13 protein-coding genes are annotated in these 14298 nt (G+C 59.5%); 7 read left to right on the forward strand and 6 right to left on the reverse strand.

Annotation, left to right across the window (positions count from 1 at the left end):
* The first annotated feature begins 2 nt into the window (after window positions 1–2).
* A complete protein-coding gene (locus VOY09_RS10315; RefSeq protein ID WP_322895378.1) occupies window positions 3–890 on the forward strand; it encodes a DMT family transporter in 888 nt (295 codons plus the stop codon).
* 33 nt (window positions 891–923) lie between these two features.
* Window positions 924–1712, forward strand: a complete 789-nt coding sequence (nagB, locus tag VOY09_RS10320) for a glucosamine-6-phosphate deaminase (protein ID WP_322895379.1) — start codon at window positions 924–926, stop codon at window positions 1710–1712.
* A 327-nt stretch (window positions 1713–2039) separates the two neighbouring features.
* On the opposite strand, the gene VOY09_RS10325 is transcribed toward nagB, so the two are convergent.
* From VOY09_RS10325 to VOY09_RS10335, 3 genes are all read right to left on the reverse strand, one after another.
* On the reverse strand, window positions 2040–2321 hold the full coding sequence (locus tag VOY09_RS10325; protein WP_322895380.1) for an SH3 domain-containing protein: 282 nt from the start codon (window positions 2319–2321) through the stop codon (window positions 2040–2042).
* A gap of 107 nt (window positions 2322–2428) precedes the next feature.
* The gene (locus VOY09_RS10330) at window positions 2429–2899 is read right to left on the reverse strand and encodes a CIA30 family protein (RefSeq protein ID WP_322895381.1); all 471 of its coding nucleotides are present in this window, start codon (window positions 2897–2899) and stop codon (window positions 2429–2431) included.
* Window positions 2900–2959: 60 nt separating this feature from the next.
* The gene (locus tag VOY09_RS10335) at window positions 2960–4555 is read right to left on the reverse strand and encodes an alpha/beta fold hydrolase (RefSeq protein WP_322895382.1); all 1596 of its coding nucleotides are present in this window, start codon (window positions 4553–4555) and stop codon (window positions 2960–2962) included.
* Window positions 4556–4758: 203 nt separating this feature from the next.
* Here VOY09_RS10335 and VOY09_RS10340 point away from each other — a divergent pair, with 203 nt between their 5' ends.
* The 3 genes from VOY09_RS10340 to VOY09_RS10350 all read left to right on the forward strand — a co-directional run bounded on the left by VOY09_RS10340 (window position 4759) and on the right by VOY09_RS10350 (window position 6679).
* Window positions 4759–5298 (forward strand): sigma-70 family RNA polymerase sigma factor, encoded by a 540-nt coding sequence (locus VOY09_RS10340; RefSeq protein WP_322895383.1) that lies wholly within the window; start codon window positions 4759–4761, stop codon window positions 5296–5298.
* Entirely contained in the window at window positions 5298–5984 is a 687-nt protein-coding gene (locus VOY09_RS10345) for an anti-sigma factor domain-containing protein (protein WP_323811279.1), read from the forward strand. Before VOY09_RS10340 ends, VOY09_RS10345 begins: the two co-directional genes overlap by 1 nt.
* A 134-nt stretch (window positions 5985–6118) precedes the next feature.
* Window positions 6119–6679 carry a fasciclin domain-containing protein gene (locus VOY09_RS10350; RefSeq protein WP_322895385.1) on the forward strand — a complete coding sequence of 187 codons (561 nt, stop codon included), beginning with the start codon at window positions 6119–6121 and terminating at the stop codon, window positions 6677–6679.
* Window positions 6680–6751: 72 nt separating this feature from the next.
* On the opposite strand, the gene doeB is transcribed toward VOY09_RS10350, so the two are convergent.
* Together doeB and VOY09_RS10360 are read right to left on the reverse strand one after the other, a co-directional pair.
* On the reverse strand, window positions 6752–7771 hold the full coding sequence (gene doeB / locus VOY09_RS10355; RefSeq protein ID WP_416236768.1) for a N(2)-acetyl-L-2,4-diaminobutanoate deacetylase DoeB: 1020 nt from the start codon (window positions 7769–7771) through the stop codon (window positions 6752–6754).
* On the reverse strand, window positions 7729–8913 hold the full coding sequence (locus tag VOY09_RS10360; protein ID WP_322895387.1) for a M24 family metallopeptidase: 1185 nt from the start codon (window positions 8911–8913) through the stop codon (window positions 7729–7731). Before VOY09_RS10360 ends, doeB begins: the two co-directional genes overlap by 43 nt.
* Window positions 8914–9082: 169 nt before the next feature.
* Here VOY09_RS10360 and VOY09_RS10365 point away from each other — a divergent pair, with 169 nt between their 5' ends.
* The gene (locus VOY09_RS10365) at window positions 9083–10462 is read left to right on the forward strand and encodes an aspartate aminotransferase family protein (RefSeq protein WP_322895388.1); all 1380 of its coding nucleotides are present in this window, start codon (window positions 9083–9085) and stop codon (window positions 10460–10462) included.
* A gap of 63 nt (window positions 10463–10525) precedes the next feature.
* The gene (gene gabT, locus VOY09_RS10370) at window positions 10526–11839 is read left to right on the forward strand and encodes a 4-aminobutyrate--2-oxoglutarate transaminase (RefSeq protein WP_322895389.1); all 1314 of its coding nucleotides are present in this window, start codon (window positions 10526–10528) and stop codon (window positions 11837–11839) included.
* A 45-nt stretch (window positions 11840–11884) separates the two neighbouring features.
* Here gabT and VOY09_RS10375 read toward each other — a convergent pair whose 3' ends face one another.
* Window positions 11885–14176 (reverse strand): arginine/lysine/ornithine decarboxylase, encoded by a 2292-nt coding sequence (locus tag VOY09_RS10375; RefSeq protein ID WP_322895390.1) that lies wholly within the window; start codon window positions 14174–14176, stop codon window positions 11885–11887.
* Window positions 14177–14298: the final 122 nt, after the last annotated feature.

The raw sequence follows: 14298 nt of genomic DNA on the forward strand, positions 1-14298 counted from the left end.
ACATGGGAAAACCGGATTCCCCGCAGGCCCGCGATGGCGTGCTCTGGCTGTTGTCGGATATGACGCTCGTGACCGGCATGACAGTTTTGGTGAAATTCACCGGAGCAAATTTCGCCGCGATCCAGATTGTTTTTCTGCGTGCTGCGGTGGGTCTTGTGCTGATCCTGCCGCTGGTGTGGACCAGACGCGCTGATCTGTGGGCCATGCACGCGCCTTGGCGAAATGCATTTCGTGTCGGATGTAACGCCATAGCGCTGAGCGCCAATTTTATCGCCTTAACGGCGCTGCCGTTGGCCATGGTCAATGCAATTGGCTACGTGCGCCCCATCATCACCATGCTGCTTGCTGTCGCTTTGTTGCGGGAAACGATCTCTCTTGTACGTTGGATCGGATCGGCCGGAATCGTATGCGGCGTCGCCATTGCCGTCGTGCCGGATCTGCGCGGCAGCTTGGGCGGCAGTATCGCCATGACCGGTCTGGTTGCCGCGGTGGCCTCGGTCCTGTTCGGATCTCTGGCAGTGGTCCAGACCCGCGCACTGCGGCGTGAAAGCCCGACAGTGATGATGCTATTCTACACGCTTGGTTTGACTGTGTTGACGGCAGGACCCGCAATCCTGCTCTGGCAGCCGGTCAACGCCAGTGATTGGCCTGCTCTCATTGCCATAGGCGTCCTCGGCCAAGCCGGCCAATATTGCTTTCTGCGCGCCTATCGTGCGCAAGAGGCCGCAGTGTTGGCGCCAATATCCTACGGATCGATCCTTTTCGCCACGGTCGCAGGATGGGTCTTTTTCGCCGAACGCCCCTCAGCGCATTTGATCGGAGGTGCGGCGATCATTCTGCTCTGCCTGTTCTGGATCTGGCGACGGGATCGCCCCGTTACTGTTCACTGACTTAATTTCCCTTTCCCCGACAAGAGAGTCCTGATGAAAATCCTGATCTATTCCGATGCAGCCACTGCCAGCGCCGAAACAGCACGCAGGATTGCGGCAAAATTGGTATCCTCTCCCTGTGCCGTGCTTGGTCTTGCGACGGGTGGTACGATGAAGCCGGTCTATGCCGCACTGCTCGGGCAACTGGGGCGGGGCCCTGCCACTTTCACCAGTTTCAATCTCGACGAATATGTGGGTCTGCCCCCGACACACCCGCAAAGCTATGCACATTACATGCGAACCCATCTGTTCGATGCCCTTCAGCTGCCCGCAGACCGAGCGCATTTGCCGCGCGGAGACGCTGCCGACCCTATGGCAGAGGCCGATCGTTACGAAGCGGCAATTCGGGCCGCCGGCGGAATAGATCTGCAACTGCTGGGGTTGGGTGCAAACGGGCATATCGGCTTTAATGAGCCCACATCTTCCCTTGGCTCTCGCACCCGCGTCAAGACGCTGACGCGCAAGACCGTCGCCGACAACGCACGGTTCTTCGCCTCTGGCGAGACTGTGCCTCGACTTGCCATCACCATGGGTATTGCAACGATCCTTGATGCCAAAGAGATCCTCCTTTTAGCAACCGGGTCTGGGAAATCCCGAGCTGTTGCGCAGATGATCGAAGGACCGCTGTCGGCGGCTTGCCCTGCTTCGGCGCTCCAACTTCATGCCCGGGTCACGATCCTTATCGATGCTGCTGCTGCCGAGGATCTTCAGCTGCGCGACTATTACGAAACCGTCCATCCAGGTGGCCTAGATGACAGCATGATCAGGCCAGTGGGGGTGTGATACTTGCGAAACCAGGCCTGCGGAACTTCAACCAGTGACCTTCTGCCGGTTTCTGAACAACGCTCCAGATATTCACAAACTCTAATTTAAGTTCAATTTGATGATGAACGCCTTCTGCGCGTCCGTGAATTTGGATACTTTCATCGCAATCAGCTCCTCTCCCAGCCAAGGAAAAATCTGGCGGAAAACTCTAACCATAAACGAGGACGCGTTCAGGGATCATTGCAATCTGATCGGGCGCACCGAGGGCGGCATGAATACCAAGTTTCACGCCATCTGCGACAGTGCAGACCCTCGTCACGCCGCATAAGAACCCGCTGCCTCAATCTAAGGCGCGGTCAGATAATCGGCAGAGACATATCCCGTGATACCTGGCGCTGTGGCCAATGAGACGCGGCACCACCGCTGGCCCAATTCGGTCACGCAATTTTGCCGGTTCAACGGCGTACCGTCCGGCAGGCCCAGGATCACATCATAGGCAAGGCTCGGACCGGCCCGCAGTTTCAACAGATCGTCAGGTCCCGTGCCTGTCACCGTGGCGTTGCCGCTGGCAGTACAGCCCGCAGCAAGCACGAAAGCGGATAAAGAAGAGATGATGGTCCAGCGCATTATTCTGCCTCGATCTATGTGTGAGCCATGACTATCGCATTCAGGTCATTGGTGGTGAAGCGAAAAACACCCGCTCTGCGCGGATCCGCACAGTGGCGGTAGGTCTCTCACCGGTAGAACCGCAACCCCGCAACAGCGACATCCGCTTGAAAAGCCCGGCCAATCGCCAGCAGGCCGATCCGGGTCAGGGCCTGCGGGTCAAATCGCATGTCGTGCCGATGTGCGGCAAAAGCGGTGAAAGGCAGACGCATTGTCGCCCAATCTGGCCCCGCCACGACCTCAGCACGAAACGACTGCCAAGGCCGCGTCAGATCCGTCGTGCGCAGGCGAATGTCATAGCTTTCATCATTGCCGGTCAGGTCCAGCGCCAGACCCTCCCATCCTTCGGCTGAGATACTGTCCGGCAGATCGGTGGCGATCTGCACAAACCCGCCATAGTTGTCGAGCGATACCTGCCCGCGCAACACATGCGCCAGACGGCCCTTGACCAGTTCCTGCGTCATCTGACCTTGCGACACCCCGCCCATCACGCTGTCGGCGACATAATCCCAGTTTGCGGTGATCTCTTGTTCGGTCATGGTGATCCTTTCCGACAGTGACGCGGCAGGTAAAGACCGAAGCCCCGGCAATAGCAACCGTCACACCATCCCGTGTTCTGCCCCCGCAAGCCCCGCGCGCATGCCCGCAGCAAAGGCATAGCGGAAGATCAGCGCGCTATGGCTCAGCGGCAGGCTGTGCCCGGCATCACTGACCAGCCGGAAATGTCCATCCGGCAGGCTGGCCACCATCGCCTCGACCGCGCGGCGCGAAACGGTCTGGCTGTTGGCACCGTGCAGCGCGATAAAAGGGGCAGCGATCCCGGCCAATTCAGCCTGCCAATCATCATTGGTGATCAGCATGTCGCGACGAAATCCGATGCCGCGCTGCTGCCAGACCAGCGAAAACACGTCTTGCAGGGCGATGGCTCTGGCAGGGTTCTCCATCACCGCGCGGTCAAAGGCACAATCGCCAAACACGAATTGCGGAATCAGATCGACACCTTTGCGGGCGATCTGCGACAGACCCAGCATGACGATCTTATCCATAAGCGTGGGCAGGTTCTGCGCGGCCCAGGCATTGACGCGGTGGCGGCGCGGCATGTCCGCGGTCTGCGCCCAGTTTTTCATCGGCGGGGTCGTGGGGGCGGCGATCACGGCGGCAACGCGGTCAGGCTGGGTCAGCGCGAAACGCGCGGCAAAGCGCGTGCCGACATCATGGGCGATCACCACGGCCCGTGCGATGCCCAGCGCATCAAGCGTCTGCACCGCATGGGTCATCGCGCATGTCAGACTGTCCCCATCAGGCGGCATCGGCGTATGACCATAACCGGGCCGTTCCAGCGCAATGATATCAAGGCCCAGCGCATGGGCCCCTGCCTGCACCTCTGGCAAGGCAGCGATGCCGAACAAAGCACCATGGAACAGCAACACCGGCATCCCGCCCGGCAGCCCAAAGCGGTGGAAGCCGACCTCTCCGGCAGGATTGATCCGCAAGGCGGTACCGACTGCGCGCCGTTTGACACTGGCCTGCGGATTGGCGGTGCGGTCTGCTGTCAGCGACAAGGCATAGGCCAGCGACACCAGTTGCACCTGCGACCGCACGCCGGCCTTGGCAAGGATCGCCTTAACCTGCTGGCGGACCGTACCGGGGGCCCGATGCAGATCACTTGCAATCAGATCAACCGTTTTTCCTTCAAGCAAGCCGAAATAGACCCGGGTTTCACCCGCCGATAATCCGATCGTATCCGCAAGCTGCTGCTGGACGCGATCATCCAGGCCCCGGCGCACCTCATGCAGGGTGATCAACCCACCTTCTTCATGGGTCACGCCAAGCAACAGTATCGTGTCTCCCTCGGGCGTGGCGACAACGACGGGGACAGGATCACCGGAAAAATCCTTGCGGGCCAGAAATTGCCTGGCGGCTTGCGGCGTTTCCATGATCTCGGACAGCGCGCTGCCGGGCTCTGTCCCCAGATTCTGCGCCGCGGCGGCATTCTGGCTGATCACCAGCCCAGCGCTGTCGACGACCAGCACAATCGCCGCTGGTGGCACCGGAAAATCCGCGACCGCCGCAGTATCGCCAGGCAGGTTCGAAACCGCCTGCGCCATGGCCTGCCCGCCGCTGGCATCTGACATCGCGGCAGCAAGCTGATCCACCAAGATATCAAAGCTCTCATGTGGTTTGGTATATTTCACATGATTGTCCCTTCTGCCGCAATCCGGCCCCCTTTCCGAAATGATTGTTTCCCAGAATTGCGATTTAGGGAATGTCTAATCTGCCGGTGCCGCTGACCGACGCAGAATGTTGCAGCTGCGACAATCACGCATATCTTTGCCTGCTGGGTTTCGCGCCCAGGAATGATCTGCTAAACCACCAAGAACCCGAACAAAGGTGTCAGATGACGACCCGAGATGACGTTGAACAGATGATCCTGCGGGTAGGTCTTGGCGACAGGGCGGCCTTCTCTGCGCTTTATGATGCGACCTCGGCGAAACTATTTGGCGTATGCCTGCGTATCTTGAATGATCGGGCCGAAGCCGAAGACGCGCTACAGGATGCATTTGTCAGGATTTGGCAAAAAGCAAATACCTACGCCGTCAATGGCTACAGCCCGATGACCTGGTTGATTACGCTGACACGCAACCTCGCTATCGACAAGCTGCGCGCCCGCAAAGGCGGGTCTGTGGATATCGACGAGGTGCATGATCTCAAAGACACCGGCCCCACGCCCGAAGCAGCGGCAGTGGCCGCGTCCGAACGGTCGCGGCTTGATGGCTGCCTGAGCGAATTGGATGCTGACCGGGCAGAGGCTGTCCGCGGTGCCTATCTGGACGGCTATAGTTACGACGAACTGGCAACGCGTTTTGCGGTGCCGCTGAACACGATGCGAACCTGGCTGCGCCGCAGCCTGATCAAACTGAAAGAATGTCTGAGCTGATGGCAAGTGCCGACGATCATAACGACGATATCGCCCTTGCCGGCGAATATGCGCTGCATCTGATGGACGCAGACAGCCGTCGTGCGTTTCAGGCAAGGCTGGACGCAGAACCGGCACTGCGCGCTTTGATCTTGGAATGGGATGAACAGCTTGTCCCGCTGGCCGAGAACTTTGCCCCTCAGACCCCGCCCAAAACGATCAAGGCGCAGATCGAGGCACGTCTGTTCCCGCAGGCGGCAAAACCCGGCTGGTCGCTCTGGCGGCTTTTGGCGGGGTCCGGTCTGGCCGCAGCGCTGGCTGTCGTCGTGCTGTTGACCTTGCCGCAGGACCCGACCACGGCCCCCTTCACCCCCAGCCTGAGCGCCCAGATCGCAGCCGAAGATCAGTCGCTGATCGTATTAGCCAGCTTCGCGCCCGAAACTGGCGTGCTGCGGATCGACCGGCAGGCCGGTGCGGCCATCGACGGGCGCGTGCTGGAATTGTGGTTGATTGCGGACGGGGCCGAAGCCCCCGTTTCGCTGGGCGTCCTGCCGACGGAACCGCAGACAGATATCACCCTGCCCGCAACACTGATCCCGGCGATCACAGGCGGCACGCTGGCGATCAGCGACGAACCTGTCGGCGGATCACCGACCGGCGTGCCGACAGGCGATGTGCTTGCTGTGGGCGCTGTCGTTTCTCTGTAAACGCCTTTTCACATTCCTGCGGAAGATGCGGGGTTGCGAAAAAATACAAACAGCGGTGAAACTTATCCAGATCAGCGGGCGTGGGTCTTTGTATCGCCGGACAAGAGTTCGGCTGAACACATAGGAACCAGATCATGCTGAAGACTTCTTTTGCTGCCGTCACTTTCGCAATCGCTGCCACATCGGCATTTGCGGACAATCACGCCAATGAGAACCCGATGGTTGGTGGTGCTGCGATGTTCGCCAATAAAAATATCGTCGAAAACGCCGTGAATTCTGCCGATCACACCACGCTGGTCGCCGCCGTGCAAGCCGCCGGTCTGGTCGAGACTTTGCAGTCCGAAGGGCCGTTCACCGTCTTCGCCCCGGTCAATGACGCTTTCGCCGCCCTGCCCGAAGGTACCGTTGAATCGCTGCTGCTGCCCGAAAACGTCGATCAGCTGACCACGATCCTGACCTGCCATGTGGTCGGTGCCAGCGTGATGTCGGATGCGATTGCCGGGATGATCATGGATGCCGATGGCACCTATCCGGTTGAAACACTGGGTGGCTGCATCCTGCAGGCGACGATGACCGACGATATGATCCAGTTGACCGACGAGAATGGCACAACAGCCACCGTCACCATCGCCGATGTCGCGCAGTCCAATGGCGTGATCCACGTCATCGACGCCGTCATGACACCCGCGATGTAAGCCCGTTTTTCACCAGTAGCATGGTAAAAAGAGATGACCCTGCCGACGCAAGTTGGCAGGGTCGTTCCGTTTTCAGACCATCTCTGCCACCAGCGCGACAAAGTCACCGACCTTGACCAGCCCCGGCACATGCCGCGCGGTCAGGATGCCATCGCGCAAGGCATGGCAGGCGACCGACGGCACGCCGGTGCGGTCAGCGGGCCAGATCCGAGCGATGGTGTCGCCCGCCTTCACCATATCCCCCAGATCGACCACATAATCGATCAGCCCGGCATCTTTTGAGAACACAAAACAACTGTCGTCCGGCATATCCAGCTGGATCGTCTGATCAATCTGCAAGTCCCCCGCCAATATCCCCGCATGGATCAGCAGATTGCGGATTCCCTTGCGCGCAATACTGGCAGAGCGCGCGGTGGATGTCCCAGCCCCGCCGAGTTCTGTCGTCACAAACGTCTTGCCCTGGCTTTCCACCTCGGTATCGAACATGCCGACCGCATCAATTTCCAGCATCCGCACCGAATAGGGCGCGTTGAAGGCCTGCATCGCTGCCATACAGGCCGCCTCCTGCGCTTTGTCCGGCAAGATATGTGCAGCGGCGAAGGGCAGGAAATCCAGCGTGCTCCCGCCGGAATGAAAGTCCAGCACGATATCGGCCAACGGCACCAGTTCGGTGGCGATGTAATGGCAGATTTTTTGCGTCACGCTGCCATCCGCCCGCCCCGGAAAGCTGCGGTTCATATTGGCCCCGTCGATGGGCGAACAGCGGGTGCCCGCGGCAAAGGCAGGCAGGTTCATCATCGGCAGGATGATCACACGGCCAGTAATTTCCGCCGGCCGCAAGCTCACCGCGAGGTCCTGCAAGGCGACCGGCCCTTCATATTCATCGCCGTGATTGGCCCCGGTCAACAGCGCAGTCGGACCCGCGCCATTGGCAATCACCGTGATCGGGATCATCACCGACCCCCATGCGCTGTCATCGCGGCTATAGGGCAGCTTCAGGAAACCATGATGCACGCCCTGCGCATCCAGCGGGATGGTGGGTGTAATGCTCATGCTTTCACCACCAATGCGCGGGGCGTGTTGCAGAAACATTCATAGCCCGTCTCGGTGATCAGGATCGGTTCGGTAATCTCCAAGCCCCCATCATCCAGCCAGAGCGCGGGCATGAAATGAAACGTCATCCCCGGTTCCAAGACAGTCGTATCGCCCTTGCGGAACGATATCGTGCGTTCGCCCCAATCGGGCGGATAGCTGATCCCGATGGCATAGCCGCAGCGGCTGTCCTTGACATAGCCCGCCTTGTTCAGCGTGGCATTGAACGCATTGGCGATATCCTGCGCCTGATTGCCGGGGCGGGCCTGTTCCAACCCGGCCTCGACCGCATCCAGCACGGCAGCCTCTGCATCGCGGTATTTGTCAGGCACCTGACCCAGAAACAGCGTCCGCGATTGCGGGCATTGATAGCGCCTGTGCGCGCCCGCGATCTCGAAAAACGTGGCCTCGCCGGTTTTCATCGGGCGGTCGTCCCATGTCAGATGCGGCGCTGTCGCATCCATGCCCGACGGCGCCATCGGCACAATCGCGGGGTAATCGCCCCAATGGCCATCCGCGCCCCGGATCCCCGTGGCATAGATATCGGCGATCAGGTCATTCTTGCGTAATCCGGGCTCCGCCAGTTCCACGATCCGCGCATGCATGGTTTCCACGATCCGGGCCGCGCGGCGCATATAATCAATCTCACGATCCGATTTCACCGCGCGCTGCCAGTTCACCAGCCCCGTGCAATCGCTGATCCGCGCCTGCGGCATCCCCGCCAGCAAGGCGGCATGGGCTGCGGCGGAATAATAGTAATTATCCATCTCCACCCCGATCCGGGCCTGTTCCAACCCCAGTTCGGTCAAGAGCTTCGCCAGTTCCTGCATCGGATGCTTGGCCGGGTTCTGCACGAAAGTATCGTCATAACCACGGATATTGGCGTCATCTTCCATGAACACCGTGCGCCGCGCGCCCAACGTATCCATCGCGCGGCCCCACCAGATCGGGTCACCTTCCTGCGTCAGGATCGCGCCCTGGAATACATAGAACGACCAGCCATCATAGCCCGTCAGCCAAGAGATATTGGATGGATCAGTGACAAAGATCGCATCCAGCCCGCGTGTCGCCATCTCGGCCCGGGTCTTGGTGATGCGGCGCAGATATTCGCTGGTCGGGAAATTGGCTTCGAATGTGGTCATCAGGCACCTTTGGTCAGAATATTTCCGACAAGGCTGGGCTGTTTCGCCGCAAGGGGCAAGACGCGAACAACGGCATCGCATGTCGTTTTTAGGCCAAATGCACCGGGCTTGGGGCTAGAGACTTCACCCCGATCCCCCTAGACTGCCATGAAACGTGAAGGAGAAGACGATGACCGACCAGCTTGCCAATGACCAGTTGAGCCAATGGGACCATGACCATTTCTTCCATCCCTCGACCCATCTGGGCCAGTTTGCCCGGCGCGACATCGGCAACCGGATCATTCAGTCGGCCTCTGGTGTCCACATCACCGACCGTGAAGGACGGACATCACTGGACGCCTTCGCCGGGCTTTACTGCGTCAACGTCGGCTACGGCCATCCCGAGATTGCCGAGGCGATTGCCAAACAGGCCCACGACCTCGCCTATTATCACGCCTATGTCGGCCACGGGACAGAGGCCTCGATCACCCTGTCGCGGATGATCGCCGAGCGTGCGCCCGAAGGGATGAACCACGTCTATTACGGCCTCAGCGGGTCGGATGCGAATGAAACCAATGTCAAACTGGTCTGGTATTACAACAATGTGCTGGGCCGGCCGGAAAAGAAAAAGATCATCTCGCGCTGGCGCGGCTATCACGGATCAGGCCTTGTCACCGGGTCGCTGACCGGGCTGGAATTGTTTCACAAGAAATTCGACCTGCCGCTGACACAGGTCCTGCATACCGAAGCCCCCTATTTCTATCGCCGCGCAGATCGCGACATGGACGAGGCTGCCTTTTCCGCCGATTGCGCGCAAAAGCTGGAAGAGCTGATCCTGCGCGAAGGCCCCGACACCATCGCCGCCTTCATTGGTGAACCGATGCTGGGCACCGGCGGGATCGTGCCACCCCCTGCGGGCTATTGGGAAGCGATCCAGAAAGTCCTGACCAAATACGACATCCTGCTGATCGCGGATGAGGTCGTGACCGGCTTTGGCCGCCTTGGCACGATGATGGGGTCGGATCATTACGGGCTGAAACCCGATCTGATCACCATCGCCAAAGGGCTGACATCGGCCTATGCGCCTTTGTCAGGCTCCATCGTGTCGGATAAGATGTGGGACGTGCTGGAAAAAGGCACCGATGAATTCGGCCCCTTCGGCCATGGCTGGACCTATTCGGCACATCCGATCTGTGCCGCTGCCGGTGTTGCCAACCTCAAACTGCTGGATGATCAGAACCTGATCGCCAATGCAGGTTCAGTCGGTGCATATCTGAACGAGACCATGGCCGCGGCTGTGGGCAATCACACAAATGTCGGCGATGTGCGCGGTGAAGGCATGTGGTGCGCCGTTGAACTGGTCAAAGACCGCGATGACCGGGTGTTCTTTGACGCCGCCGACAAGGTCGCGCCCCGCGTTGTCGCCGCCATGCTCGACCGTGGCGTGATTGCGCGCGCCATGCCGCAGGGCGATATCATCGGCTTTGCCCCGCCTTTCCCGCTGACCCGCGCGCAGGCGGATGAGATTGTGACTGTCACCAAGGATGCCGTGACGCAGGTGCTGGGATAGATTGACAGGGGTGGGCGTGATCAGCTTAGGATCACGGCAACAACCTCAATAAAGGATCACGCCGTGAACAAGCCCCTGCCGACCCCCATCGCGGTGCAAACCAACGCCGATCTGATCGCAAGGCGCGAGGCGGCGGTGCCCCGCGGCGTTGCCTCTGCGGCCCCGATCTATGCCAAACATGCCGAGAATGCCGAACTTTGGGATGTCGAAGGCAACCGCTACATCGATTTTGCCGGTGGTATCGCCGTGCTGAACACCGGCCACCGGCACCCCGCCGTGGTCGCCGCCGCCAAAGCGCAGGAAGATCACTATACCCACACCAGTTTTCAGGTCGTCCCATATGAGCCCTATATCGCGCTGGCCGAAAAGCTGAACGCGTTGGCCCCCGGCGATCAGCCGAAAAAGACACTGCTGGTCACAACCGGGGCTGAAGCTGTCGAAAACGCCGTCAAGATCGCCCGCGCCGCAACAGGCCGCCCCGGTATCATCGCCTTCACCGGCGGCTATCACGGGCGCACCCTGCTGACGCTGGGGATGACCGGCAAGATCAGCCCGTATAAAAAGGATGTCGGCCCCTTCCCCTCTGACATCTTCCGCGCGCCTTTCCCGAATGCGCGCGACGGGATCACCGTGCAGGACGCGCTGACCGGGTTGCAAAACCTGTTCCTGACCGATGCGCAGCCTGACCGCATCGCCGCGATCATCATCGAACCTGTCTTGGGCGAAGGCGGCTATACCCCCGTCCCGTTTGACATGATGCACGCCCTGCGCGACATCTGCGACCAGCACGGCATCCTGCTGATCGCGGATGAAATTCAGGCAGGTTTCGGCCGCACCGGCACATGGTTCGCGATTGAACATTCCGGCGTCGTGCCGGACCTGATCACCGTGGCGAAATCCATGGCTGGCGGTTACCCCATCGCCGGTGTGATTGGCCGCGCAGATATCATGGACGCGATGATCCCCGGCGGTCTTGGCGGCACCTATGGCGGCAACCCAGTCGCCTGTGCAGCAGCCTTGGCGGCGATCCAAGCGATTGAAGATGAAGGCTTGCTCGCCCGTTCCACCGCCCTTGGCGACCATTTCCGCAAACGCTTTGCCGAAATCGGCGCGCATGTCGCCCCTGAGCGGATCTGCGATATCAGGGGCCTAGGCGCGATGCTGGCGGTGGAATTTGTCACTGATCTGGACAGCAATGCCCCCGACGCAGCCCTGACCAAGGCCGTGGTCGCCGAGTCGCTGCAACGTGGACTGATCCTGTTGTCCTGCGGGATGCATGGCAATGCGCTGCGGATCATGGTGCCGCTGACCGCATCCGACGCGATCATCGACGAAGGTCTGGCAATCTTTGAAGAGGCGCTGAAAGCCGCGATCTGACGGCAGCAAAGTAAGGTGGATGAAAATCCACCTTACCTGCCCATCTTACGCCTTCACACAATCCGCGTAATAGCGTTTCACGCCATCCGCGCCCTTTTCCACCACCAGCCCGTGAATATCATTCTCGAACCCCGGGCAAAGCCGTTCAAATTCGCGGTTGAACTTCAGATATTCCACGATCTTGGCGTTGAACACCTCCCCCGGGATCAACAGCGGAATGCCGGGTGGATAAGGTGTGACCAATGCCGTGGTGATCCGCCCGACCAGATCATCAATCTCGACCCGCTCCGTCGTGCGCCGCGCGATATGGGCAAAGGCATCATTGGGCTTCATCGCCGGTTGCAGATCGCTCAGATACATCTCGGTCGACAGGATCGCGACATCATATTTCGCATAGAGCTGATGCACATGCTGGCACAGATCGCGCAGCCCCATCTGCTCATATTGCGGATGCTTGGCGATGAATTCCGGCATCACCCGCCACAAAGGCTGATTGCGCCCGTAATCATCCTTGAACTGCTGGAGCGCGGCCAGCAGCGAATTCCACCGCCCCTTGGTGATCCCAATCGTGAACATGATGAAGAAACTGTAAAGCCCGGTCTTTTCCACCACGACCCCGTTTTCCACCAGATATTTGGTCACGATGGATGCGGGAATCCCCATCTCCTCGAACCTGCCATCAAGGTTCAGGCCGGGTGTCACGATAGTGGTTTTAATCGGGTCCAGCATATTGAACCCGCGCGCCATATCGCCAAACCCATGCCAGGAATCTGTCCCGTCCGAGGCTTGCACACCATCCGCATCGGTCTTTTTCAGCACCCAGTCGCGCGGCTCGCCGATGCCTTCCTCGACCAGATCATCCGGCCCCCAGACCTGAAACCACCATTCATCGTCGCCGAATTCCGCGTCAACCTTGCGCATCGCCCGGCGGAAATCGAGCGCTTCCATGATGCTTTCTTCCACCAGCGCCACCCCACCCGGCGGTTCCATCATCGCCGCCGCCACATCGCAGCTCGCGATGATGCTGTATTGCGGGCTGGTGCTGGTGTGCATGAGGTAAGCCTCATTGAACAGATGCCGGTCCAGCTTGGTATCCTGACTATCCTGCACCAACACATGGCTCGCCTGCGAAATCCCCGCCAGCAATTTGTGGATCGACTGCGTCGCATAGGTCACCGCATGGCGCGGGCGTTCGCGCTTGCGGCCCATGGAATGGAAATCGCTATAGAAGGTATGGAACGCGGCATGCGGCAGCCAGGCCTCGTCGAAATGCAGGTTCTCGACATAGCCGTCCAGCAGGCCCTTGATGGTTTCGGTGTTATACAGCACCCCGTCATAGGTTGACTGGGTCAGCGTCATCACCCGCGGCTTGACCGTATCGGCATCGACATGCGCCAGCAGTGGATTGGCGCGGATCTTTTCCTTGATCGCCTCGGGCGAGAATTCGCTTTGCTGGATCGGGCCGATAATGCCGTAATGGTTGCGCGTCGGTTTCAAAAACACCGGGATCGCGCCGGTCATGATGATACTGTGCAGGATCGATTTGTGGCAATTGCGGTCCACGACAACAACATCACCGGGCGCAACAGTATGGTGCCAGACCATCTTGTTACTGGTCGATGTGCCGTTTGTGACAAAGAAACAATGATCCGCGTTGAAAATCCGCGCCGCATTGCGTTCCGACGCGCCAATCGCGCCGTTATGGTCCAGCAACTGACCCAATTCCTCGACCGAGTTACACACATCCGCGCGCAGCATGTTTTCACCGTAAAACTGGTGATACATCTGGCCAATCGGGCTTTTCAGAAAGGCCACGCCACCCGAATGGCCGGGGCAATGCCAAGAATAAGACCCATCCTCGGCATAATCCAGCAGCGCCTTGAAAAACGGCGGCTGAATACCTTCCAGATATTTCTTCGCCTCATGCACGATATGGCGCGCGACGAATTCCGGCGTATCCTCGAACATATGGATAAAGCCGTGCAATTCGCGCAGGATATCATTGGGCAAATGCCGGCTGGTCTTGGTTTCGCCATGCAGATAGATCGGCACATCTTCGTTCTTGCGCCGCACCTCCTGGATGAAATGCCGCAGGTTCAGCACGGCAGGGTCAAGGTCCGGACCGGGGCTGAATTCCTCATCATCAATCGACAGAACGAATGCACTGGCGCGCGATTGCTGCTGCGCGAATTGCGACAGATCGCCATAGCTGGTGACGCCGACAACCTCGAATCCCTCTTTTTCGATTGCATCGGCCATGGCGCGGATGCCGAGGCCGGATGTATTCTCCGACCGGAAATCCTCATCAATGATAAAGATGGGGAAACGAAATTTCATGGGATTCTCCTGTACGGCATGGCGGTGCTGTGGCCTACATGACAGAGCTGTCCTGCCGCGTCAAAGCAAGCCTGCGCGACAATCCACGCAACGTTCGCCGCGTTAAGACTGTAGACATATAT

Source organism: Yoonia sp. 67-2, assembly GCF_035117555.1.
Taxonomy (GTDB): Bacteria; Pseudomonadota; Alphaproteobacteria; order Rhodobacterales; family Rhodobacteraceae; genus Yoonia.

Coding starts and splice junctions, on each gene's coding strand:
- VOY09_RS10345 (WP_323811279.1), top strand. CDS start 5,298: ATGGCAAGTGCCGACGATCATAACGACGATATCGCCCTTGCCGGCGAA.
- VOY09_RS10350 (WP_322895385.1), top strand. CDS start 6,119: ATGCTGAAGACTTCTTTTGCTGCCGTCACTTTCGCAATCGCTGCCACA.
- VOY09_RS10340 (WP_322895383.1), top strand. CDS start 4,759: ATGACGACCCGAGATGACGTTGAACAGATGATCCTGCGGGTAGGTCTT.
- VOY09_RS10375 (WP_322895390.1), bottom strand. CDS start 14,176: ATGAAATTTCGTTTCCCCATCTTTATCATTGATGAGGATTTCCGGTCG.
- VOY09_RS10365 (WP_322895388.1), top strand. CDS start 9,083: ATGACCGACCAGCTTGCCAATGACCAGTTGAGCCAATGGGACCATGAC.
- nagB (WP_322895379.1), top strand. CDS start 924: ATGAAAATCCTGATCTATTCCGATGCAGCCACTGCCAGCGCCGAAACA.
- VOY09_RS10315 (WP_322895378.1), top strand. CDS start 3: ATGGGAAAACCGGATTCCCCGCAGGCCCGCGATGGCGTGCTCTGGCTG.
- VOY09_RS10360 (WP_322895387.1), bottom strand. CDS start 8,913: ATGACCACATTCGAAGCCAATTTCCCGACCAGCGAATATCTGCGCCGC.
- VOY09_RS10325 (WP_322895380.1), bottom strand. CDS start 2,321: ATGCGCTGGACCATCATCTCTTCTTTATCCGCTTTCGTGCTTGCTGCG.
- doeB (WP_416236768.1), bottom strand. CDS start 7,771: ATGTTTCTGCAACACGCCCCGCGCATTGGTGGTGAAAGCATGAGCATT.
- VOY09_RS10330 (WP_322895381.1), bottom strand. CDS start 2,899: ATGACCGAACAAGAGATCACCGCAAACTGGGATTATGTCGCCGACAGC.